The sequence below is a fragment of the Companilactobacillus huachuanensis genome (assembly GCF_005404815.1).
GTDB lineage: Bacteria > Bacillota > Bacilli > Lactobacillales > Lactobacillaceae > Companilactobacillus > Companilactobacillus huachuanensis.
This window is the reverse complement of the sequence record NZ_BJDF01000033.1, coordinates 1-22335: the sequence shown is the minus strand read 5'-3', so window position 1 is coordinate 22335 and position 22335 is coordinate 1. Positions and strand designations below refer to the sequence as shown.

Here is a 22335-nt window from a genome sequence, read left to right as displayed (position 1 = left end):
CAGGCGAATTCCAGAAATGGAACAATTAAAACAAGAAGTAGCAGCATGGTGTAGTGAACGTAATGCTAAAAATTTATCAATAGATTGGCAATTCACAACTGCAGATGCACGTATAAAATTACATTCACTTTATCCAAAACTTGAAGGTTGATTAAATATAAACATGAGAGCTACGCTCCACTAGTTGGAAGAGCTGAGAGTATTCATTTGCAGCGAAAGTGGCGTTAGGACTTTAGTCCTTACACCACCGGGCGTGTTGGAGACTCGCGGGTTTTGCGAGGCTTCAACCGAGGTTCGAGACCGCTTTCTGGCTCGAGCCGTTCCGCGCAGCAATTGAATACTCTCAGCTCTGGAAACGGCATACTTACCTAAACTTTCAACCTTTAGCTGTATTTTATTTAAAATCTGGATATGGCCACATAAAAAGATATTTTTCAACTGTAAGCCATCAAAATATTAAAACAGAAAAGCCTACCTCATTGCAACACTTTAATGCATTTTTTTTGGAAGATAAATCAAACTGCTAATTGCGAATAAAACTAGTCCATATAAAAATGTTTGGCCTGTAATCGGCAACAACTGTGGTATAGATGGTTTACTCTGTAAAGTTACTATTATTTTTGATAACGGAGGCAATACCCATTCCACATAACTCAATAAATCAATCACACTTCCTGATAATGCCAAGTAAACGAACACCAAAACGCCGACCTGTCCAAGACTCGTGTGCCTATTCCATTGGGTTTTAAATAACGTTGCAATTGAACTTCCTAAGAAACCAACCGCAATTAACGTCAAAATCCCTACCGTATCCAATAAAACATTACGATTCAAGATTAGACTGAAAATAAAAATCAAGATCCCTGAAAAAATATTTATAATCAATGCCACCAAAAATTGACTCAATGTATCGGCCCAATAGCTGGCAACTTTTTGCTTTAAATACTTGTTCTGATGGCTGTCATTGTGATAAAGATTCATCGTAGCAAACAGCGACAAGAAAAAGCTTCCTATCAGCAATAGACTGTATTTTTTAATTGGATCGATATCAAGTAAATGATCAGCGGTCAGTCCGAAAACGATAATGGCAAAGAGCATCGTCAAATACCAGAAGTCTTGAAAAATTAATTGCAGATAACTTTTCAATAAGATTCTAACTTTCATCTCGTAAAACCTCCTCCAGACGATAGTTAAGTCGCGTCATCTTCTCAACCATAGCATCTTTCAATGCCAAAGGAATATCTAGCTTAACAGTATTATGGAGATTCGAAGCAATATAACGTTCAATATCTGAAGTAACTGCCACCGAATTGGGATGAACGCTAAAAATCAACTGACATTTCAGTTCTTTATTAGTCGTCGATTCAATTTTCGTCATTTTATTATCTGCCAAAAAATAATCGGTATCCAAATACTGACTGATCTCTTTGTCAAAACTCGTCGCACTCAAAATAATGCCCGAGCCATTCTTCTTCAAATCTTGCATTAAACTCAGCATATTCTTGATTGTCTTGTTAGATTGAAACGCAAATGGCTCATCCAATAACAACACATTGGGATGTCCAGCAACTGCTGCCAAAAAATCAACGCGTCTTCTCAAACCGATGGATAATTGGCGGACTGGTTGATTCAAATATGGACTTACACCCAGAAACGTAATCATCCCTTGTAACTGTTCTTTTCTAACAGCTAAATTTTTCGAAATTTTACGGATATCTTCCAAATACTTGGTAACAGTTTGATCAACAACTTGGGGATTAGCTTGTGGCAGATAGCCAATTCTAACTCCAGGAGTATATTCGATCGTGCCACTATCTGGTGTTTGGTAATTGGCAATTGCCTCTAAAAGTTGCGTTTTTCCACTGCCATTGTCGCCGTTGATACCGATTATTTCGTTTTGGGATAAAGAAAAAGCTACATGCTTGAATGCAAAGTAGCCATTGTTTTGCAATGATAAATCATTGACTGATATTAATTTCATTTTTGCCAAGCCTCAATAGCGTGTGCTGCTAGTCCGATTGAAAGGATGGCATCTTTTGATAGTGAGTTTCTGACATCAGCGACAATTGTGTTGTCATAAACAGCGCCGATAACGGTGAATGCAAAGCTGACCAAATTAAGATCAGTCTTAACTTTGTAGTCTCCGTCAGCGTATGGATCTTCATGGTTATAAGTAAAGTTGATTTCGTGAGCATCCAAAGAACCATCAACGTGATTTACTTGGACACGATCATGCAATTCACTCAATTTTTGAGTTGGCTTTTGTAAAGTCAAACGGTGATCTGATTCATTTTGATAATAGTCGTCTTCAGTCATATCAAAGTATTCTTTGATAGGTTTTCTCAAGACTTCTAGTGAGTCCAAAATATCATAGACTGCTTGAGCCTCAAATGTTTGGGATTTTTCTTCAATGTTATTACGATCTTCATATAGCTTCTCAGCTAATTTACTAATAGTTTCAGAATTCATAATTCTCCTCCGTTATTGCTAAAGGTTGCTTGTTTAGTTTTCAAATTCATAACTTACAATACCATTATACTGATTCCTACTTGAATTCACAGGAATCTACATGGTCGTTGATTACGCCTACTGCCTGCAAAAATGAATAAATTATTGTCGGCCCAACGAATCTAAAGCCGCGTTTTTTTAAATCTTTACTGATTTTTTGCGACAGTTCTGTTTGAGCAGGCATTTCACTCATATCTTTATAATGATTAATTATTGGTTTATTATCAACAAAATTCCAAATATATTCAAAAAAATTTTCACCACGTTGATGCATTTCTTGAATTAACTTGGCATTGTTGATTGATGAATCTACTTTTAGACGATTACGGATGATTCCTTTGTCTTCAAGTAGCGCATCCCTTTTTGTTTGATTGTAGGCAGAAACTTTATCAACGTCAAAATTATCATACGCTAAACGATATGTTTGACGGCGTTTGATAATTGTTGCCCACGATAATCCTGCTTGAGCGGCCTCTAGTGTTAACATTTCAAAAAAATAACGTTCATCATGATTTGGCGTGCCCCACTCGTTATCATGGTAGGACTGCATTTCTTCTGAACTATTGGCCCATTCACATCTCATATTGTTTTCTCCCAACAAAAAAGCTGGCATGAGCCAGCATTTTTTTATTTTGTTTTTCTTATTTAATTCGTATTTACTACGTATTTATATTATAGAGCTGAAATTTGGTGGATATATATATATTGCAGTGGGTTTTAGATCTCTGTTTATATAGGCAGTGGGTTTTAGACCTCTGTTTATATGGGCAGCGGGTTTTAGACCTCTGTTTATATAGACAGTGGGTTTTAGACCTCTGTTATATAGGCAGTGGCTCTAAAACGAGTTCCACAAGCCAATTTCTTCCGCTTTTCATAGTTCTGCAAATCGCCCGCAAAGTTCAGCGTGCAATCCGCAGAACTACGAAAATGCTCGGAAATTCCCGGGCTTGTTCCACTCTCTTTCTTCCTCTCTACTTCTTATGTTTCTTATCTACCAACTTCTTATTATCAATATCTGTTCTAACGATAATAACATCGGTTCTAGCATTTCTTGTAACATATTCAGAAACTGAACCTACTAGCAATCTTGTAACTGCATTCATACCTGTTGATCCAATCATGATCAAATCATTCTTGTATTCTTCGATAAATTCTTGAGAAATAACTGTCTTTGGTTCACCAAAACGAACGTGAATATCAATTTCGTCTTCTTTAAAGCCATCCTTAACGGCGCCCTCTTTTAATTCGTTAAGATATTTTTGGGCATCTTCGGATAGTTGGTAAATAACGTCCCCGTTAAGCATTCCACCATGTAAACCGATGAATTGTTTTGTATCTAGCACCGTCAAAACGTCGATGTGACCACCGTTCATCTTGGCAACTGTGATAGCTTTTTTAAAAGCCATTTCTGCTTCATTTGATCCATCTACCGGAACCAAAATTCTCTTATAATCTTGTTCCATAATTCAATCCTCCAATGCACTTATTGAAAATCCTTTGTTTTAAGATTAATGCATTCATATATATTATTCAATAAAATAACTATTTAAAAGCCAAAAGAGTTCGTGTTAATTGATTCGCCACGGATTCATAGTTTTCAAAAATTGTGATTTCATCGTCATATTCCGTCATTTGAGTGGAAAATATTCCTGTGAATAGTTGTTCATAATTATTAAAATTATCGACAAAATTATTACACAAAACAAATGTTGGAATTTTTTCCGATCCTGCAATTCGACTTAAATGATACAAAATATCATCCTGCATCGAATCTCCAGAAATTTTATCAGTGGCTGTTATCAGTATATCTGCTGAACGTATTGTTTCATTCATCCCAGTAACTTTGGCAACCCACTCAAATGACGAGCGTGAAATCCGTGCATTAATCATTGCAAACGCCCCAGCCAATGTCTTAATTGAATCCGAATGTGGCATCGGGTGTATATCTAAATTATACTTCTGATTCATTTTTTCGGTAATATAAACTAAATTATCTTCCAAAAAACTTTCCTGTGCTGCATTTAAATACTCTACAGTATCACTGAGCTTATTAGAACTCGAAAAATTTAACAGAACATTTATTCTGGTTCTTTTTCCCAACAATTCATAGACATCTTCCAGATCAATTCTATTAACGTTTATCAGCGGGTTTTCGCCTTCTGGTATCAATGACCCAGACTCATCATAAATCTTAGCCCCTAACGCTTGTAAGACCCCTAGGCCACCATCTGCCACTGCTGTCTTTCCCAAACAAAGGACAATATTGCGAATTCCACTCGTCACAGCATCAACAATTAGTTCACCGATACCATAACTAGTTGCATGAAACAACTGATCACGTGATTTATTTTTTGCTAAATCTACTCCTACGACTTGTTCTGAATCAATAATAGCGGTATCTTGACTGTCGATATTAGTAATAAGATAACGTCCCATTTTACTAGTCCAAAATGCATCAAAAAACGGCAGTTCACTCCAGTGACCACCAATTGTGTGTTCAACCAAGGCTGGCATTCCATACTTGCTGTCCGTTACAGGCATGGTCGCAATCTCAGCATTTGGCAAGGCATGTAATATTCCACTATAAATAGCTTGACCGATTTTTTCCGAGCTAACATGATTACTGTATTTTCCGGGTGCAATAATGAACTTCATAATAAGGATAACTCTTTCTTTTTGTTATAATGGGTACGTAGAAAAAAACAACCGAGGTAAATAAGAATGGCTAACGATAATGAACGTGTTTTAAACCTTGAAAAAGGTGTTAATTTCCGTGAACTTGGCGGCTATCAAACAACCGATGGCAGAACGGTTAAATATCACAAAATTTTGAGATCAGCTGGATTGGCTGACTTGACTGACAAAGACCTTCAATATTTGAAGGACTATGGTTTGAAGATCGATGTGGATTTCCGTTCAAAACAAGAAATCGACAAGAAGCCTGACAAACGACCTGAAGGCGTACGTTACGTCTGGGCACCAGTTTTTGCTGAAGATGAAACTAAGGCATCTGAAGTCCAAAGTGACAGCTACATTCCTGAAATTGATGGTGATCCCACCGATGGATATGCACATATGGTTGATGTTTACCGTGATATTATCACAATGGATACTTCAAAAGCTGCTTATCGGAAATTCTTTAACCAATTATTACTAAATAAGAACGATAACGAAGTTTTGATTTTCCACTGTAGTGCCGGTAAAGATCGAACTGGTATGGGTGCAGTCTTCTTACTCACAGCCTTGGGCGTTCCTTTTGAAACAATCAAGGAAGATTATCTTTTGACTAACGTCGCTAACAAAGACTTCGTTGATGATCTCTTAGGATTGTTGGATTCTAAAGGTTACAAAGACCCTGACGTTATCAATTCTGTTAAAGATCTAATGACTGTTCATTATAATTACTTAGCCACTGCTATTAAAACTATTGATAAAACTTATGGAAACATTGATAAGTATATCAAAAACGAATTGAAAGTTAGCTCTTCTGAAATCGAGTCATTGAAGAAGATTTACCTAGAATAGTTTTGTTGTTTTGCCGTCTCCCGTTGTCAGCGATATAACTGTTTTATGTAATTTACCGATAATCAAAAATTCAAATTCATCAGAAATTATTCTGTCTAATAAAACAGAAAAACTAGTCGGAAGGACCCTCACAGCAACTCTATATCTCAACCGGAAATAAAAAAATAAATAAAATTCTCATTTTCGGAACATTGGCATCATAATTTCTTCACATTTTCTAGTTATGATGTATACATAAGTTAAAGGAAGCCAAAAACCTTTAACTTATCCCCCCTATAAAGTTAATCTTCATATAAAAAATAGATATAGAATGGTTCTCATTCAAAAAGAACAAGTTGTAATCCATCCTTCCCCCCTGATAAATGGGTTATACAATTAAAGACCAGTTACTGAATCCTACTTCAGTAACTGGCCTTTTTATTTTTTAACTAAAGGTTGAAAAGTGAAAAATTAATATAGCCATTGTTGTTAAAGGCATAGAGCTAATTTATTTAAATAATCAGAAGTCTTCATTTTACTGTTCCTGCTATAAAAAAATAAACTAGTTGGAAGAGCTGAGAGTATTCATTTGCAGCGAAAGTGGCGTTATTGCTTTAGCAATTACACCACCGGACGTGTTGAAAAATTGCGGGTTTTTGCGAGGCTTCAACCGAGATTCGAGACCGCTTTTTGGCTCGAATCGTACCGCGCAGCATATGAATACTTTCAGCTCTAGAAACGGCATAACTAACTTACCCTTTCAACCTTTAAATTTTATAACCAAAGGTTGAGAGTTGAACAATCAATATAACTATCGTTGCTACAGACCTAGAACTAATTTATTTAAATAATCAGAAATCTTCATTTTACTGTTCCTGCTATAAAAAAATAAACTAGTTGGAAGAGCTGAGAGTATTCATTTGCAGCGAAAGTGGCGTTATTGCTTTAGCAATTACACCACCGGGCGTGTTGAAGACTCGCGGGTTTTGCGAGGCTTCAACCGAGGCTCGAGACCGCTTTCTGGCTCGGGCCGTTCCGCGCAGCAATTGAATACTCTCAGCTCTGGAAACGGCATACGGCATACTTACCTAAACTTTCAAACTTTAGTTTCTTAACTGAAAGATGAAAATTGATATTACTTCCGTTTTGACAGTACCAAAAGTCCGGCACAAACAATTTATTCGAACGCTTGCAACAATTGAGCTGTATCCAGACTATCCTTTTTATCGCCTTTAACATCTAACTTAATTTGACCATCTTGAACCATAACCAAGCGATTGCCATACTTCAATGCATCCGACATTTTATGTGTGATCATCATGGTTGTTAAATGTTCTTTTTGAACCATTTCATTTGTTATCTTCATAACTTCTTGACTGGTTTTCGGATCGAGTGCCGCAGTATGTTCATCTAGCAATAACAACTTTGGCTTACTTAAAGTTGCCATCAACAATGATAATGCCTGTCTTTGACCACCTGAAAGATATTTAACTTGTGTATCCATGAAATTTTCAAGTCCCATATTTAATGTCTTGAGCAATTCTTGATACTCTTCGACGTCACCTTTTCGTTGATACCACTTCAAGTTAATGGTATTGGTGTGGCTTTGAGCTAAAACTAAATTTTGCATAACTGTCAGGTCTCCGGCCGTACCCATTTTAGGATCTTGGAATACTCGTGACATCCAACGAGAACGGTACGCAATTGATTTTTTAGAAACATTATGTGAGGCCAAGTCGATTTCTCCAGCATCCGCATGCAAGGTCCCAGCAATGGTATTTAACAAAGTTGATTTCCCAGCACCATTGTTACCTATCACGGAAATAAAGTCGCCTTCATCTACTTCTAAATTAATATTTTTCAATACATGGCGTTCATTATCAGTTCCGGGAAAGAATACCTTTTGTAGGTGTTTCACTTGTAATACCTTCATCAGTCTTGTCCTCCATTTGTTCTAAATATTTCTTCAATTGACGTTTAGTTCTAATTCTTGTTTGAATGATTGGCACACAGATTACGATTATTAAAATTACCGCGGATAAGATTTTCAAATCATCTGGTGGGAATCCTAATCCCATGGCAACTGTTAGGAGTAGTCGATAAACAATTGCTCCAACGACCATGGCGATTAATCTGGTCAAAATATTGTGTCCACGTAAGAAAATCTCTCCCACTAGAACTGATGCTAATCCGATTACGATGGTTCCAATCCCCATTCCAATATCAGCATAACCATTACTTTGAGCAATCAAGGCACCTGACAAAGCGATAAACCCATTGGAAATCATATAGCCAAAGATAATCATTCCATCGGTATTGATACCATTAGCAGCAGACATATTCTTGTTGTTACCCGTTGCCATCAATGATAAGCCCAATCTAGTTTTGAACATTAAATATAAAATTGTGACAACGATAACGGTAACAATTAATCCCAACACGATTGTTTGTATTTCCAAGCTCCAGCCAGCTGGTAAATATTCGGTCAAAACTTTTTCATTCAGTAGTGGCACGTTAGATTTGCCCATGATGTGCATATTGATAGAGTACAAACCAGTCATTGTTAAAATTCCGGCTAAAAGTGAAGGGATATGTAACTTGGTATCCAGAATCCCAGTTATCAGTCCTGCCAAACATCCAGCGATAAATCCTGCTAATGCGGCGGTGATGGCTGATTGACCTTTTAACATCAAGCTAACTGCTACGGCAGCCCCAAAGGGAAAACTTCCTTCAGTCGTCAAATCAGGAATATCTAAGATTCTAAATGTGATGAAGACACCAATTGCTAAAGGCGCCCACAGTAATCCTTGTCCAAGACTAGATATAAGCATATTTTTACCTCCAAAAATTTCTAACTATGGCTTTTGAATTTGATCAGGATTAACACCAATTGCTTTGGCATTAGCCTTGTTTACGTATAGTCTCAATGTATGCGATGTTTCAACAGGCATATCTTGAGGCTTCTTTTTGTCGATTAAAATCTTGTAAGCCATTTTTGCTGTCTGTTTACCAAGGTCGTTGTAATTGATTCCATATGTTGCTGTTCCACCATCTTCAGCCATTTCAATTGAGCCGGTAACAACTGGTAATTTAGCTTCACGAGCTTTTTTACCAACAGTTTTCATGGAACTTGCCATCAAATTATCAGTTGGAATATAAATACCAGAAACTTTTCCAGCCAATCCTGATAAAGCACTGGCAACATCATTAGTACTTGTGACACTGACGATGTTTAATTTCAAATTATGATTCTTAGCATATTTTTTAACCATTTTAATTTGCAAAACAGAATTTTCTTCGGATGAGTTGTACAAAACACCAATTGGTTTGTTGTTCTTTGTCATAGTTGTCAATAACTTAACCTGCTTATCAACTGGTCCAAGATCCTTCGTACCCGTGACATTGGTGCCAGGCTTCTTGTCATTTTTAACTAGTCCAGCGCTTTTAAGATTGGTAACAGCTGTGACCACGATTGGTGTTGTTTTAGTCTTCTTAGCTAAAGCCTGTGCTGATGGTGTAGCGATTCCCAAAATCAAATCACTCTTTTTTTGTGTCAATTGTTGTGCCATTGAATTTAAATTCGATTGATCACCTTGAGCATTTTGATAATTGTAATTAATTTTGATTGATTTATCGTGCTCTTTGACCTCTTTATTAAGTTCTGATTTGAATCCTTTTCTAGCTGCATCAAGTGAACCATGAGGTACGATTTGTAAAATACCCACGTTCAGATCCTTGCTTGATGCTGAAGTTTTATTAGAGCAGCCAACTAATAAAATAGCTGCCATTGTAATTGTTAATAATCCGATTAATGTTTTTTTCATGAAAATACCCTCCCAAAAGTATAAAAAAAGCCAGTTAGATTCGGATACGAATCTAACTGGCTAAATAATTGGGCCCAAATATTTTCTCCAGATAGATTCAACCCTGTATCTATCTGGCTTTAAATGACATGCTTAAAAGCTTTAGCCAATCGATAGATACGAACACGTACGCGTTCGTATCCAATGACCGGATACAAACGCTATCTAAAGAAAAAGCTAAAGGCAAATTGATTATTTAAATGTGAGTTAAGCTCATTAATTGTTTTCATAATAAAGTTCCTCTCGTTTTCAATTTACAATGACTAGTTAACCATTCAAAAATTAATATGTCAATAATTTTATTAGAAATATTTAATTTAATTGAATATGCCGTCTCCAGAACTGAGAAATATTCACTGGTTGTGCGTTCCAATCCGAGTCTGAAAAACAGTCTTGATTCTCGTTTTTAATACTTACCGCAGACCCGTCCGGTGTTGTAATAGTAAAATCCTAACAGCACTTCAACTGTACGCAAATATTCCTCAGATTTTCCAACTGCATATACTTATTAAATTATTTGCATAAATTTCATTTAGGAAATGCCTTAGGTTGGTTTACTAAAGGTCGAAAGGCGAAAAACTAATATAACCATTATTGTTACAGGCACAAACAAATTTATTTAAATAATCAGAAGTTTTTATTTTTTATTTTATTGCTCCTGCCCTTAAAAAAAACTAGTTGGAAAACCCGCGAGTCTTCAACCGAGGTCCGAGACCACCTTTTGGCTCGGGCCGTTCCGCGCAGCAATTGAATACTCTCAGCTCTGGAAACGGCATACTTAAATTAATTGATTTTATCGCCTCCAGTTAACAGGTACTTTTTAGTCCCTACTGCACTTTAAAGTACGTAATTGTTTATTTGTTCTAACCCAATATAATGTTACACATACTCAAATTTTACTTAAGGGGCGAAAATAATATGAACAAAAAAATATCTCCAAATTGGATTTTACTGTCATTAGCAATTAGTGCTTTTGCAATTGGATCCACTGAATTTATCAGTGTCGGAATTATGCCATTGTTAACAAGAACCTTTGGCATTTCACTTTCTCAAGGTGGTCTGACCGTTTCTATCTACGCCTTGGGAGGAGGCTGCTGAAAAACTAAATTAGAGAAATTTAATCCACCATTTTCGTTTTATTTGAAGCACTATTTTGGGTAATTTCACCCACTTTTGTACTCAATAATAACTGTTTTATGGGAATTGATTTTTTAAAATTAAAAATTCAGGAGTTTTTCAGCAGCCTTCCTTGGGAGTCATGTTTGGCGCACCAGTTCTGGCTTTAGTTACTAATCGCTGGAATCGGAAAAAATTATTGATTAGTATCATGGTCAGTTTTATCATCGGAAATCTTTTATCTACTCTAGCGCCAACCTTTGCTATCTTATTGGCTGGCCGTGTCATTGCTGCTTTATCACACGGAATTTTCATGACGATTGCATCCTTGATTGCAGCTGATGTTGTTGCTCCAAACAAGCGTGCTTCAGCTATTGCAGTCATGTTTACAGGTTTGACTGTGGCAACTATTACTGGTGTTCCCATTGGAACTTTCATCGGTCAAACTCTGGGATGGAGAATGTCGTTTGCTTTTCTAGTTACTTTGGGATTGGTTGGACTTATCAGTAATGCCATCCTTGTACCAAACGAATTACCATTGCCAAAGCCAACTAATGTTAAGGGTATTTGGCGCATTATCAAGCAACCACAATTACTATTGATCTTAGTTATCACAGCCTTAGGTTACGGAGCAACTTTCCCCGTTTATACCTATCTCACAACTATTTTGAACAAGAACATGGGTTGGTCTGAAAGTGCTATTGTTATCATCTTGATTTTTTATGGTGTAGCTGTAGCTATCGGTAATACTCTTGGAGGACGTTGGGCTAACAAAAATCCATTACGTGCTCTGATGGGAATGTTTATTGGTCTAGGTGTTTCTTTGTTAGTTATTAGAGCCACGATCAACTTACATTTTCTTGGATTGTTAGCTGTTTTATTGTTAGGTGTCTTTGCCTTTATGAATGTACCTGGTTTACAACTATATATCGTCCAATTGGCAGAAAAGTATACTCCTAATGAAGTTCCTTTAGCATCAGCTTTGAATATTTCAGCATTCAATGTCGGTATCTCATTTGCTTCAACTGCCGGCGGAATTGCAGTTTCTCATCATCAACTTTTAAACACACCATTTATTGGTATAGTTATGTTGATTGCCAGTATCATACTCATTTGGGTACTGATGAGAATGGAAGGTTCCACGGTTGATTCAAAGGATTTAGACTTAGAAAATTGCTAAGACTAATTAGTGATGTTAAGATACATTTACTGAACATGGAGGTGTAACACGTGAAGCAGGCTATTTATAATATTGGTGTTGAGGCAACTATGCGAATAATTGGTGGAAAATGGAAACCGATCATTCTCTGCCATTTAAAGCATGGTACAATGCGCACCGGTGAATTACGTCGTGCCATCCCAAACATCACTCAAAAAATGCTGACACAACAACTTCGTGAATTGGAAGATGACGGCATTATTGTCCGTAAAGTTTACAATCAAATCCCACCCAAGGTTGAATATTCATTGACTGATTACGGTCACTCTTTGAATAAAATTCTGGAAGCACTTTGTGTTTGGGGGGAAAATGATATTGAAATGCGCAGAGAAAAAGGTGAAAATATTATTCTCTTGAATAAAGAAGATGTGTCCAATAATGCCTTACCATACGCAGATTAATTTTTATCATCAAATAGGTTCAGTAATCATAATCAGATTACTGAACCTATTTTTTGTATCCAAGGATTTTCAATTCTTTTAACGTCCTCAACATTCATTTTTTTTATTTTTTGGTGTAATTCCCATTATCATCCTACTTTAGTTTTCCTAAAGTATAGATTGAAGGTATCTCTGGATTCTCACTTTTTAACCTCAAATAATCTCTGTCATGTGTAATTATTATAAGATCATTTTGAATTGCATCATTAATTATTAATTGGTCATTAAAATCCTTAGCTTGGGGATTATATATGGCGTTCATCAGGTAATCATAGTTAAGTACTTTAGACATACCGCATAAGGTCAATATGTCATTTTTCACCATATCCAAACTATATTTATACGTAGTTTCAAAATCCATTGTACTTCTATAATCCCTTTTGTAATTGTAATTAGTAACATTATTTCTTCTAGCATATGCATAGCCAGAATTTCTCAAATTTCGATTTATAAACTCAGAAATTATATAAATATCAACAAAAAAGTTTACATCCGTTGAATTCGTAGAATTGTAAATAATATCTGAATAACCAGGATCATTTTTCTGTTGAATATCATTTAATAAATACAAAAAAATATTAGTATCCAGTAAATAATTACCGTTGTTCAGTTTCGAATTTTTTTGCAGTTTAAAAGTCCCGAATTGAGTCATCTTTAACCCTCATTTAATTCCTCATCAGAAATTTTTATTTTAGCATTTTCCATTACTCTTTGAATCTTTTGCTTTTGAAATATAGTTAAAGAATCGCTTAATATCTTTACACGCTTATTCAATTCACTTGGTTCATCCAAGCTATATAGCTTACCAATCGATAAATTCAAGAAAGCCGTGGTAATAGTTGTTAACCCACTAAAGTCAACATCCACTGTATTTTTTTTATCAAGTTCTCGTTTTATAATTTCAAAAACCTTTTTCCCCTGCTTAGTATTAACGGCCAGAGGACTTTCTATAATATCTTTTACAATTATTTTTTTATCCATAATGTACTCTCCTAATTCAGAAATCAGAATACTAACTCATCGTTATTTTCGAAAATATTTAAAATATCATTCTCATAATAATTGCTTTTGTCTAATAATATATTCATATGTAACAAAGTCCCCGGAAAGGGCTCAGACAATAGTTTCTTTTGTATTGTACCATCATAATTTTGTTTCCAATATCCTCGATTAGATACTATAGTCATATGTCCTAATCTTTTCATAGCCTCTTTAATTTCATTCAATCCCATTCCACTTTGTGGAATTTCTTTGGTAGAATTTCCTTTTTGCATGGCCCAATTAATATATTCTTCATCTCCAACTTTATCTAACAAAACTTGGTGCTCTCTTAAATTTCTTGGGATTGTAATACCCATATCTGCAATGGCCATCTTTAATTCCTTATTATTATGAAAATATTGTCCGCACATATACAAATATTTTGAATGAGAATGTGCACTAATATTATCGGAGAACTCAAATATGGAATCCTTAAATGATTCTTCTAGCTCTCTATTCAAATCGTTAATACGTACCGTACTTTCAAATTTAGGAATAAAATTATTCTCCAAATAACTATTTATAGAATTAATATTATCAGAATTAACCTTTACATACTTTATAGTCGAATTATATGTATCTCTAATTGGATCTCTATCCATGATTAACTTAAGAAATTCATTTTTTGATAAAATTTTTCCAACTTTAGAATCCGTTTTCAAATTTATAGTGAATAGTTTATATCCTCGACCTTGTAAATATTGAATGATAATTCCCAAAAAGGTTGATAACTCTGCACTAAAAAAACTTGTAACTGTAAAATCTAAACCAATCGCATTAACATTGCTGTCTTCTATGCGAGCTAATTGATTCAAGATTGAATTTATTTGTGAATATTCCATCGTAAAAGACCTAGGAATTTTAATGTATGCTTCATTTGAATTACTCATTTGTCCCCATCCTTCATTATGATTTATTACATTTTATCGTACATATGTTCGTATATCAATTTTAAAACTCATTAACAAATAATTAAATATTAGGCAAAAAAATAATGTTAACTGACATTTTCAATCAGCCAACATTATTTTTAAATTTGATAAAAAATCAAAATACGTCCGTTCCAATTATTTAAAGTTTTGAAACACTATCAATTGGAACAAATTCATTGGTTGCCACACGATAATATTGGTCACCATTAATATAAGCCAATCTATCAATTCTCCATGCTGAATTAGCTGCTAGAGCACGGTCACTTACTATCTTTCCACGTGAATTTGTTAGTGTTTGATAGTTATCACTACCTGTAACAACTACCCCACTGTGGCTTTCGTAAACATAAGCGTCACTTGCCTTAACCCATTCATTGGTTGCCACACGATAATATGTTTCACCATTTTTAACCATCTGCTGGTCGCTATACCAATCACTGCCACTGGCTAAAGCTCGGCCGTTCACCTGTTCAGTATTTAGTTGATAAAGTTTTGCTTCCCCTTTATCGGCATGTACTGAAACTAATCTTTTGGCATTTGTTACTTCGGGCTTGTTGGAACTATTAGAGCCACCACCGGCATTTCCTGAATCACCACCAGTGTACGTAACATATCCTGCACCTTTTGGATCATTGATTAAAACCGTATAGACAGTATTTCCTGCTTCATCCGTTGTAGCTACTAATTTGCCTTTAACCTTTTCTTTATCTGTTGTTGCACCGCTAATTGTCGGTACGATCACATCGAATTCTTGAGTTAAATCTCCACTAACTGCTACGTCAATTATTTGGTCTCCTCGATTACTTTCAATTGTTGCTTTAGCAGTAATTTCGGATGGATCGACATAGTTATATGTTCCCTGAGCTCCATTAGTGAAATCTTTAGCGGCAATTAATTCAGTGTCAGAAGCACCAACTTTAATTAAGTAACCTGAATATACTGGAACCCCTTCTTCATCAACTATAATATCGCCCTCTTCATCTTCTGTTGTACCAAAGTATGAATTGGCTAGTTCAGTATCAGCTGAAACTTTCAATTGTGTAATACCAGTATTATTTAATCCACTTTCAAAAGAACTCCCAATATTATGCCAAGTACTTAAATCTAATTGTTTCAATGATGTATCTCCGGAAAACATTGCATCCATACTAACATCATTGGGCAAATGCCAATTTGAGACATTTATTGAAGTTAATTTGGGCATTTTTGCAAACATCCAAACCAAATTATTGGCATTTTCCAAATTCCAACCGGACACATTTAAGGTCTCAATACTAGATTCTGCAAACATCATTGAGGCATCCTTAATATTGCTCATATCCCAATCGGATACATCCAAATTCTTGATTTTAGACTTTTGAAACATCCCACTTACCGAACTAATATTCTTAAAGTCTTTAAACATCTTAACGGAAGTTAAATCTGGCATATCATAAAATAAATTATTTACATTCTTTAAACTAGAAACATCCCAGTCAGAAATATCGATTGATTCTAAGCCGGAATTAAGAAATATATTGCTTATATTAGTAACATGGCTAACATTCAATTTATTCAAATCAACCGTTTTTAACTTCGTAAGATTTTGAAACATTCTGGACATATCGGTGGTTCCGTTGGTATCAAAATTTTCTAAACCATCTATCTCAACAATATTTTTAAATCCTTCAAAGAATTGAGTCGTACTGTTCTGTGCAATTACATGTCCCTCAAAGGATACTTTTGTCACCGTTGGCTTTAAATCATCATCCATCGAAGCTGCAAATGACGATCCATCAGCAGAAACCTCTCCCCCCGAAATATGCAAAGTTCCATCTGACGTTAAGGACCACTGAGCCTCGCCATCATTACCATTAGCTATTACTTCATTTTCAGCAGCTGCCACTTTATTTGTTTCACTGACTACAGGTTCAGTAGCGGCATGAATCACTGTAGGACCAATTCCTATAGTCAAAGTAGCAAATAATATAGATGTCCCCAATGAAATAAGTTGTTTTCTCATAATCTTCACCTTCGTTTATATACTTAGAGCCTTCTTTCTCAAAATAACAATATCATCAGAAATGAGAAATTTTGTCTCAATTATATACATGTGAAATTACTGATTATGAATATATTTATAATCAATTTGGCATCAAATATTCACCACTCAAACAACCAACTCAAGTTTGGTCATATGGACAAAAATCTGCTGTCGTATCATTGTTCAATTAGGAACCTGAAGGTTGAAAGGTGAAAGGTGATATAAATATTGCTGTGACAGTCCTAAATTCAATTTATTTAAATAACTAAAGGTTGAAAGGTGAAAAACAAATATAACCATTGTTGTTACTGGCCTATAGTTAATTTATTTAAATAATCAGGAGTTTTGTTTTATTATTCCTTTCATTAAAAAAAACAACAAGTTGGAAGAGCTGAGAGTATTCATTTGCAGCGAAAGTGGTGTAATTGCTTCAGCAATTACACCACCGGGCGCGTTGAAGACTCGCGGTTTTTGCGAGGCTTCAACCGGGGTTCGAGACCGCTTCCCAGGCTCGGACCGTTCCGCGCAGCAATTGAATACTCTCAGCTCTGGAAATGGCATACTTTCAATCTTTAATTAGGAACCATAAAAAAGAAGTTATTTTCACTTAATGAAATATTTTCAGGTGAAAAATAACTTCTATTTTCTTATCATCAATTACCAACTAAACTCTTCAAAATAAATCTGCCCATTTCCAGCACCATTTTGTTTCAACACTTTAATCCAATGATGCATCATCGAACTCGGACCACCTATTAAGAAGACGGTATTCTTCTGCCAATCCTTTGGCAATTGTGTTAAAACCTGAACATCTTTAAAGCGGCCAACTTGTAATTGACAATCAATATTAGGACGTTGCTGCCAATGATCAAAGCGTTCCAAATACAATAAATCATCTTGTTTATGCGCGGTATAAAAAATTTTCAAATTACGGTCAATATTGGCATCAATTGTCGATAGTAATGGTGTAACACCAATCCCACCCGCTAAAATAACAATGTTCGACGTTTGTGGTTGATCATCCAAGAATGCTTGGTAACGACCATATCCACCATCAATTTGAACTCTTGAATCAGTTGTAACTTGTCCCAATTCACGTGTAAAATCACCGTCACCACGAATAGCTAACGTAATTACTCGTTCCTTATTGGGAGCATTTGCAATTGAGAACGGATGCATTTCTCGCAAACCCGGATAATCAGGAAATGCTAGAAAAACATAATCACCAGCTAGTAAGTTCATATGAGAGCTCCGGGGTAATTTAATTTTCAACTCCTGAACATTTTTTGCAATCGTCCGATTCAACAAAATTATTCCTTGCTGATAGGTTAAAGGTTGAACAAATTTACTTACCAGATAACAGACTAATACTATTAAACTGGCTCCATCGAACAAATAAATAAATGGTTTAATAGCAACAATATAACTAATTAATTGAACATGAATAAATGCCAAAATAACTGCTAAAATATTTAATCGGTGGATCCAAATTGATAATTCATGCTTAAAGACTTTTTCTAAAATGTGCTTAATTTGCTTCAAAATCGGAACTCGATTCGTCAACCAGCCGGCCATAAATATTAACGAATAAATCATCAAACCAAGAAATAAGTCAAATGACCAGTCACCAGTGGTTTTAATCCAGCCACTTGAAACAGTACCTTCTTTGTGCAAATATGCTAATACAATTGCCGCAATGCTCAGCATTCCGTGAACCATGTACATTTCCGGCAAACCAATCAAGCGGTCAAGCCATTTGGGTTTCGTACTCAAGTAAATAGCAAATAGCATCCACACATAGGCAATTGTTCCATAATAAATGGCTCGGAATTCGCTCTGATAAATTATCGGTAATCCATTAGATAAAGTTTGGATAAATGACAGTGGCAACAAAAATATGGCAATTAACCAGAAAAGTCCAAAACTATAGCGGTGTCTTTTCAACATTGGTAATCATCCCCTCACTAAAATTAATTGGTGAACGATGTTGGTCAATTATTATTCCCGAAAGCTGATATTTTTCGACAAATTCACTAAACTTGTCCAATCCGGCAGAAACACCGACTGTTGCCCAAATATCAGCTGTAACTAAACTTTTGTCGACAACGGTTACTTGCTCGATCTTATTGGGAATCTGGCGGACAATATGCTCCCCACGTTTGCTATCTCCTGAGGTTGCTATTGCACCATTTTTTAAATAATAAGTTGCCAAAATCCTTTGAAGATTATCGGGGTCTTCAATTCCAATACCCCAACAGAATTCAGAATTGACCTTAGTCGCAAATTTGATGTCGCCACCGCCATTCAGAGAAATACCTTCAATTTTAGGATCATCCAATAAAGGCGTTAAATACTTATCAAAAGTTTGTTCAATTGCCCAGCCTTTGACCAAGCCAGTAGGATCAAATTTACCATCAAAATAAGGTGTAAAAATTTTATCGGTCATTTGTTCAGCCAAAATTGCCTGTCCATAGACAATTTGAAAGTCATTGGAATCCAAAATCGGATTGCGGTCGCCACGTTGATATTTTGATACCAGTGAGTCAGTTCGAAATGGCGAAAAATCACGATCAATTTCAACTAATCTATGATTGATTTTATCCGTGGCTAACTTTAGTTGTTCCATCACAACTTCATCTGGATCCGTTGTTGCTAACTTGACTGTAAAGGGGATATTCATTTGTTCGATTACTTGATTAGGAAAAAAATATTGATTCGTTTTCATTTACTTTCACCTCGATTATTCAGCTTGATTTAAGGCATTTTGCAATGATCCGGTGAATCCCTTGTAGGTTTCAGTTGCACCGGATATTTGTTGAATACTGGCACTCTGAGCTTTAATGGCTTCTGATTTGTAGGTAGGAAGTGCCTGTTCATTAATAGCGATTGATTTTTGTTCAGAATTAGGAGAACTTAACACGGTTATTTTCGTTAATTTACCGTTTGCCACCGTAATTTCAACTTGGACATCGCCCCATCGAGTGCTTGTCGAAGTTCCAGTATAAGTTCCATCTTTATATTTCCCAGATGTCGTATTGCTGGAAGTACTACTTGAAGAAGTCTGTGCTTTGTTGGAACTAACAGATTTGGCCTTAGTTGTTGTTTTAGTTTCACTTAAATTAGACGCAGCACTAGATTGTTGATTTTTGAAAAAGACAATATAACCATCAATAGCCATAGCCACTGCCACTCCGAATGACAGTGCCACACCCGCCACTTTTTTTATCATATGCGTTACCTCTTATTTGTTTAAACTTGAGTATAGTGATGATATTTGAATTATTCATGACTAAAGTTCGAAAAAAATAATCTTTGAAAGGTAATTTACTTAATTAATGCTGCTTCAAGTTTGCGTAGAAAAATTGTTGCCAAAGAACTACTAATCCGAGATCTTCGTTTTATTGTTCTTGCCATTAAAAAATAAAATAGTTGGAAGAGCTGAGAGTATTCATTTGCAGCGAAAGTGGCGTTATTGCTTTAGCAATTACACCACCGGACGCGTTGAAGACTCGCGGTTTTTGCGAGGCTTCAACCGAGGTACGAGACCGTACTTTGGCTCGGGCCGTTCCGCGCAGCAACTGAATACTCTCAGCTCTGGAAACGGCATACGGCAGACTTACCTAAACTTTCAACCTCTATTTATGCAAAAAAACTCCCCACAATAATCAACGGATTATCATGGAGAGTTTTCATTGTAAATGATATTTTCTTGTTAATTGATTAATCAACAAACTTAAATGTATGTGTCTTTGAAATTCTATCTTCTGAGTAAACTGCTAATGCGATTGCGACGATTGCAACTGCTGGAATGATGTATGGGCTTTGCGAGACGAACAACATCATTAATAATATGGCCACTACCGCCATTAGTGCTACTTTCATGAATTTTACGTTTCTTGTTGTCATAACATCCACCCCTTAGTGTTTTCTCTTTTTCCATAACTGATAGTACCATGCTAAAAATGCTTTAACAACCCCGTCATACCAGGGGTTACAGCGATTTAAATCATACAGTTGTTTCATTCTAATAATACCTATTATTGTCTTAGAACAAATTAAAGTTTACATTCTACTCGCTGTAGGGACTTAAAAAACTTTCACATTTTATCAAATAAATTATGAAAGTTTCTTAGAGTAAAACTTATTCAATTATTTTTAAACTTATTTTTGCTATGAACACTGGTGTGATGGGGTTCATGGACAGTTGTTTATGATGTGTGAACAGTATTTATTGATCTTGTTCTAAAGGTTGAAAGGTGAAAAACTAATATAACCATTGTTGTTACTGGCCTATAGTTAATTTATTTAAATAATCAGGAGTTTTGTTTTATTATTCCTTTCATTAAAAAAAAACAAGTTGGAAGAGCTGAGAGTATTCATTTGCAGCGAAAGTGGCGTTATTGCTTCTGCAATTACACCACCGAGGTTCGAGACCGCACTTTAACTCGAGCCGTTCCACACAGCAATTGAATACTCTCAGCTCTGGAAACGGCATACTTAATTAAACTTTCAACCTTTAGATCTTGTTCTTAAATTATTTTAATCTTTCCCATCCACAATCGAAACTAATGGATTTTTTTAACCATAAACATCTTAGCTAATTTGTAATTATAATACTGCTTAGAGAAGGCAAGTAATTGTCCTGTGTTCAAATAAGACTCATCTTGAACAACTAAACTTGGAGAGCCCTTTGGCAGCTTCATAAAATCACTAACTGATTCTGGCAATGGCTCACTCATTATTGTCTGGTCAATAAATCCAATTTGAATTTTACTTTGTTCCTCAAAATACTCAAACAATGATCCATACAATGCTTTTTCGGGAATTTTTTCAATTACCGATTGTAAATAATAAGAGTGTTCCATTACGTAAGGCTCGTTATCCAAATTACGAAATCTAGTAATTTCAATTAATTTGGTATCATTATCAAAATTAAATGTGTCTGGCAAAAATTCAGCATCTTTGGCGAAAATATTTTTCTCTACGGCCTTCTTTGTCGTTAGGTTTCGACCAATGCGAGCCATCTCCGCCGATAAACCACCATTATGCTCCAGGGAAACGGAATTGCTCGTCTGTTGTTGTCGTACAAAATTTCCTACTCCATGAACCTGATAAATATATCCCATCATACTTAGTCTCTTTAACGATTCACGCAAAGTATAACGAGTAACTTGATAATGCTCCATTAATTCTGGCTCTGTTGGCAGCTTCCTTTGATCATCCATCAGCTTTCCAGACTGAATTTCAGCAATAATCTTTTTTACCAAGGTACCAGTATCCATTTTTAACGTCATCCAACAATCTCCCTTCAGAAAAGCGTGGGCCAAAACATCTTCAACTTTTGTAAATTAGGGCAAGTAAGACCAGTAATCCAAGTTGGGATTGCTGGTCTTACTTGTTTTAACTAAAGGTTGAAAGCTGAAAATTAGTATAACCATTGTTATTTCAGGCACAAAGCTAATTTATTTAAATAATACGAGATCTTCATTTTATTGTTCCTGCCATAAAAATAAACTAGTTGGAAGAGCTGAGAGTATTCATTTGCTGCGAAAGTGGCGTTATTGCATCAGCAATTACACCACCGGGCACGTGATCTGAACCCCGAAGTTTGGACACTTTTTTATGCAGCTTTTAATTCTGTTGATTCTCGATATTGAACAGGCGACATTCCACCTAAATCTGTTTTGAT

The 22335-nt window shown here is 35.6% G+C and carries 22 protein-coding genes and 1 pseudogene; 5 read left to right on the top strand and 18 right to left on the bottom strand.

Annotated elements, in window-relative coordinates:
* A pseudogene (locus FFM71_RS13715) lies at window positions 1–151 on the top strand (IS630 family transposase); the annotation flags it as partial.
* A gap of 338 nt (window positions 152–489) precedes the next feature.
* Here FFM71_RS13715 and FFM71_RS12625 read toward each other — a convergent pair.
* The 6 genes from FFM71_RS12625 to FFM71_RS12600 form a co-directional block, all read right to left on the bottom strand.
* On the bottom strand, window positions 490–1164 hold the full coding sequence (locus tag FFM71_RS12625; protein WP_137612514.1) for a hypothetical protein: 675 nt from the start codon (window positions 1162–1164) through the stop codon (window positions 490–492).
* Window positions 1154–1981 (bottom strand): ATP-binding cassette domain-containing protein, encoded by an 828-nt coding sequence (locus FFM71_RS12620; protein ID WP_137612513.1) that lies wholly within the window; start codon window positions 1979–1981, stop codon window positions 1154–1156. The genes FFM71_RS12625 and FFM71_RS12620 overlap by 11 nt, the downstream gene beginning before the upstream one ends.
* A complete protein-coding gene (locus tag FFM71_RS12615; RefSeq protein ID WP_137612512.1) occupies window positions 1978–2469 on the bottom strand; it encodes a hypothetical protein in 492 nt (163 codons plus the stop codon). The genes FFM71_RS12620 and FFM71_RS12615 overlap by 4 nt, the downstream gene beginning before the upstream one ends.
* 76 nt (window positions 2470–2545) lie before the next feature.
* Window positions 2546–3091, bottom strand: coding sequence for a DNA-3-methyladenine glycosylase I (locus tag FFM71_RS12610; protein ID WP_137612511.1), 546 nt, complete (start codon window positions 3089–3091; stop codon window positions 2546–2548).
* A 388-nt stretch (window positions 3092–3479) separates the two neighbouring features.
* Window positions 3480–3971: a universal stress protein gene (locus FFM71_RS12605; protein ID WP_137612510.1), complete on the bottom strand. Its 492-nt coding sequence runs from the start codon at window positions 3969–3971 to the stop codon at window positions 3480–3482.
* Window positions 3972–4050: 79 nt separating this feature from the next.
* Window positions 4051–5163, bottom strand: coding sequence for a glycerate kinase (locus FFM71_RS12600; protein ID WP_137612509.1), 1113 nt, complete (start codon window positions 5161–5163; stop codon window positions 4051–4053).
* Window positions 5164–5229: 66 nt separating this feature from the next.
* On the opposite strand from FFM71_RS12600, the gene FFM71_RS12595 reads away from it, so the two are divergent.
* The gene (locus tag FFM71_RS12595) at window positions 5230–6033 is read left to right on the top strand and encodes a tyrosine-protein phosphatase (RefSeq protein WP_137612508.1); all 804 of its coding nucleotides are present in this window, start codon (window positions 5230–5232) and stop codon (window positions 6031–6033) included.
* A 1156-nt stretch (window positions 6034–7189) separates the two neighbouring features.
* Here the strand turns inward: FFM71_RS12595 and FFM71_RS12590 are convergent.
* From FFM71_RS12590 to FFM71_RS12580, 3 genes are read right to left on the bottom strand one after another with little or no spacing between them, the layout of a single operon-like run.
* Window positions 7190–7945, bottom strand: a complete 756-nt coding sequence (locus tag FFM71_RS12590) for an ABC transporter ATP-binding protein (RefSeq protein WP_137612507.1) — start codon at window positions 7943–7945, stop codon at window positions 7190–7192.
* Window positions 7893–8843, bottom strand: coding sequence for an ABC transporter permease (locus FFM71_RS12585; RefSeq protein ID WP_137612506.1), 951 nt, complete (start codon window positions 8841–8843; stop codon window positions 7893–7895). Before FFM71_RS12585 ends, FFM71_RS12590 begins: the two co-directional genes overlap by 53 nt.
* Window positions 8844–8867: 24 nt before the next feature.
* Window positions 8868–9836, bottom strand: coding sequence for an ABC transporter substrate-binding protein (locus FFM71_RS12580; RefSeq protein ID WP_137612505.1), 969 nt, complete (start codon window positions 9834–9836; stop codon window positions 8868–8870).
* 957 nt (window positions 9837–10793) lie between these two features.
* Here FFM71_RS12580 and FFM71_RS12575 point away from each other — a divergent pair.
* From FFM71_RS12575 to FFM71_RS12565, 3 genes are all read left to right on the top strand, one after another.
* The gene (locus FFM71_RS12575; protein ID WP_373278808.1) at window positions 10794–10973 is read left to right on the top strand and encodes a hypothetical protein; all 180 of its coding nucleotides are present in this window, start codon (window positions 10794–10796) and stop codon (window positions 10971–10973) included.
* Window positions 10974–11091: 118 nt separating this feature from the next.
* A complete protein-coding gene (locus FFM71_RS12570; protein ID WP_373278809.1) occupies window positions 11092–12171 on the top strand; it encodes an MFS transporter in 1080 nt (359 codons plus the stop codon).
* Between the two features lie 50 nt (window positions 12172–12221).
* The gene (locus FFM71_RS12565) at window positions 12222–12611 is read left to right on the top strand and encodes a winged helix-turn-helix transcriptional regulator (protein WP_306437287.1); all 390 of its coding nucleotides are present in this window, start codon (window positions 12222–12224) and stop codon (window positions 12609–12611) included.
* A 133-nt stretch (window positions 12612–12744) separates the two neighbouring features.
* Here the strand turns inward: FFM71_RS12565 and FFM71_RS12560 are convergent, their stop codons facing one another.
* The 9 genes from FFM71_RS12560 to FFM71_RS12520 all read right to left on the bottom strand — a co-directional run bounded on the left by FFM71_RS12560 (window position 12745) and on the right by FFM71_RS12520 (window position 21940).
* A complete protein-coding gene (locus FFM71_RS12560; RefSeq protein WP_137612503.1) occupies window positions 12745–13302 on the bottom strand; it encodes a DUF5615 family PIN-like protein in 558 nt (185 codons plus the stop codon).
* 2 nt (window positions 13303–13304) lie between these two features.
* A complete protein-coding gene (locus FFM71_RS12555; RefSeq protein ID WP_137612502.1) occupies window positions 13305–13631 on the bottom strand; it encodes an STAS-like domain-containing protein in 327 nt (108 codons plus the stop codon).
* A gap of 23 nt (window positions 13632–13654) precedes the next feature.
* A complete protein-coding gene (locus FFM71_RS12550; protein ID WP_137612501.1) occupies window positions 13655–14581 on the bottom strand; it encodes a hypothetical protein in 927 nt (308 codons plus the stop codon).
* A gap of 181 nt (window positions 14582–14762) precedes the next feature.
* On the bottom strand, window positions 14763–16625 hold the full coding sequence (locus tag FFM71_RS12545) for a BspA family leucine-rich repeat surface protein (protein WP_137612500.1): 1863 nt from the start codon (window positions 16623–16625) through the stop codon (window positions 14763–14765).
* A gap of 678 nt (window positions 16626–17303) precedes the next feature.
* Window positions 17304–18593, bottom strand: coding sequence for an FAD-binding oxidoreductase (locus tag FFM71_RS12540; RefSeq protein WP_137612499.1), 1290 nt, complete (start codon window positions 18591–18593; stop codon window positions 17304–17306).
* Window positions 18571–19371, bottom strand: coding sequence for an FAD:protein FMN transferase (locus FFM71_RS12535; protein WP_137612498.1), 801 nt, complete (start codon window positions 19369–19371; stop codon window positions 18571–18573). The genes FFM71_RS12540 and FFM71_RS12535 overlap by 23 nt, the downstream gene beginning before the upstream one ends.
* A 15-nt stretch (window positions 19372–19386) precedes the next feature.
* Window positions 19387–19875 (bottom strand): FMN-binding protein, encoded by a 489-nt coding sequence (locus FFM71_RS12530; RefSeq protein ID WP_137612497.1) that lies wholly within the window; start codon window positions 19873–19875, stop codon window positions 19387–19389.
* A gap of 491 nt (window positions 19876–20366) precedes the next feature.
* Window positions 20367–20552 carry a hypothetical protein gene (locus FFM71_RS12525; RefSeq protein WP_137612496.1) on the bottom strand — a complete coding sequence of 62 codons (186 nt, stop codon included), beginning with the start codon at window positions 20550–20552 and terminating at the stop codon, window positions 20367–20369.
* 659 nt (window positions 20553–21211) lie between these two features.
* The gene (locus tag FFM71_RS12520; RefSeq protein ID WP_223876554.1) at window positions 21212–21940 is read right to left on the bottom strand and encodes a GntR family transcriptional regulator; all 729 of its coding nucleotides are present in this window, start codon (window positions 21938–21940) and stop codon (window positions 21212–21214) included.
* Window positions 21941–22335 lie beyond the last annotated feature (395 nt).

Excerpts from the sequence above, each read along its gene's own strand:
- FFM71_RS12625 (WP_137612514.1), bottom strand. The coding sequence starts at position 1,164 with ATGAAAGTTAGAATCTTATTGAAAAGTTATCTGCAATTAATTTTTCAA.
- FFM71_RS12620 (WP_137612513.1), bottom strand. The coding sequence starts at position 1,981 with ATGAAATTAATATCAGTCAATGATTTATCATTGCAAAACAATGGCTAC.
- FFM71_RS12615 (WP_137612512.1), bottom strand. The coding sequence starts at position 2,469 with ATGAATTCTGAAACTATTAGTAAATTAGCTGAGAAGCTATATGAAGAT.
- FFM71_RS12610 (WP_137612511.1), bottom strand. The coding sequence starts at position 3,091 with ATGAGATGTGAATGGGCCAATAGTTCAGAAGAAATGCAGTCCTACCAT.
- FFM71_RS12605 (WP_137612510.1), bottom strand. The coding sequence starts at position 3,971 with ATGGAACAAGATTATAAGAGAATTTTGGTTCCGGTAGATGGATCAAAT.
- FFM71_RS12600 (WP_137612509.1), bottom strand. The coding sequence starts at position 5,163 with ATGAAGTTCATTATTGCACCCGGAAAATACAGTAATCATGTTAGCTCG.
- FFM71_RS12595 (WP_137612508.1), top strand. The coding sequence starts at position 5,230 with ATGGCTAACGATAATGAACGTGTTTTAAACCTTGAAAAAGGTGTTAAT.
- FFM71_RS12590 (WP_137612507.1), bottom strand. The coding sequence starts at position 7,945 with ATGAAGGTATTACAAGTGAAACACCTACAAAAGGTATTCTTTCCCGGA.
- FFM71_RS12585 (WP_137612506.1), bottom strand. The coding sequence starts at position 8,843 with ATGCTTATATCTAGTCTTGGACAAGGATTACTGTGGGCGCCTTTAGCA.
- FFM71_RS12580 (WP_137612505.1), bottom strand. The coding sequence starts at position 9,836 with ATGAAAAAAACATTAATCGGATTATTAACAATTACAATGGCAGCTATT.
- FFM71_RS12575 (WP_373278808.1), top strand. The coding sequence starts at position 10,794 with ATGAACAAAAAAATATCTCCAAATTGGATTTTACTGTCATTAGCAATT.
- FFM71_RS12560 (WP_137612503.1), bottom strand. The coding sequence starts at position 13,302 with ATGACTCAATTCGGGACTTTTAAACTGCAAAAAAATTCGAAACTGAAC.
- FFM71_RS12555 (WP_137612502.1), bottom strand. The coding sequence starts at position 13,631 with ATGGATAAAAAAATAATTGTAAAAGATATTATAGAAAGTCCTCTGGCC.
- FFM71_RS12550 (WP_137612501.1), bottom strand. The coding sequence starts at position 14,581 with ATGAGTAATTCAAATGAAGCATACATTAAAATTCCTAGGTCTTTTACG.
- FFM71_RS12545 (WP_137612500.1), bottom strand. The coding sequence starts at position 16,625 with ATGAGAAAACAACTTATTTCATTGGGGACATCTATATTATTTGCTACT.
- FFM71_RS12540 (WP_137612499.1), bottom strand. The coding sequence starts at position 18,593 with ATGTTGAAAAGACACCGCTATAGTTTTGGACTTTTCTGGTTAATTGCC.
- FFM71_RS12535 (WP_137612498.1), bottom strand. The coding sequence starts at position 19,371 with ATGAAAACGAATCAATATTTTTTTCCTAATCAAGTAATCGAACAAATG.
- FFM71_RS12530 (WP_137612497.1), bottom strand. The coding sequence starts at position 19,875 with ATGATAAAAAAAGTGGCGGGTGTGGCACTGTCATTCGGAGTGGCAGTG.
- FFM71_RS12525 (WP_137612496.1), bottom strand. The coding sequence starts at position 20,552 with ATGACAACAAGAAACGTAAAATTCATGAAAGTAGCACTAATGGCGGTA.
- FFM71_RS12520 (WP_223876554.1), bottom strand. The coding sequence starts at position 21,940 with ATGACGTTAAAAATGGATACTGGTACCTTGGTAAAAAAGATTATTGCT.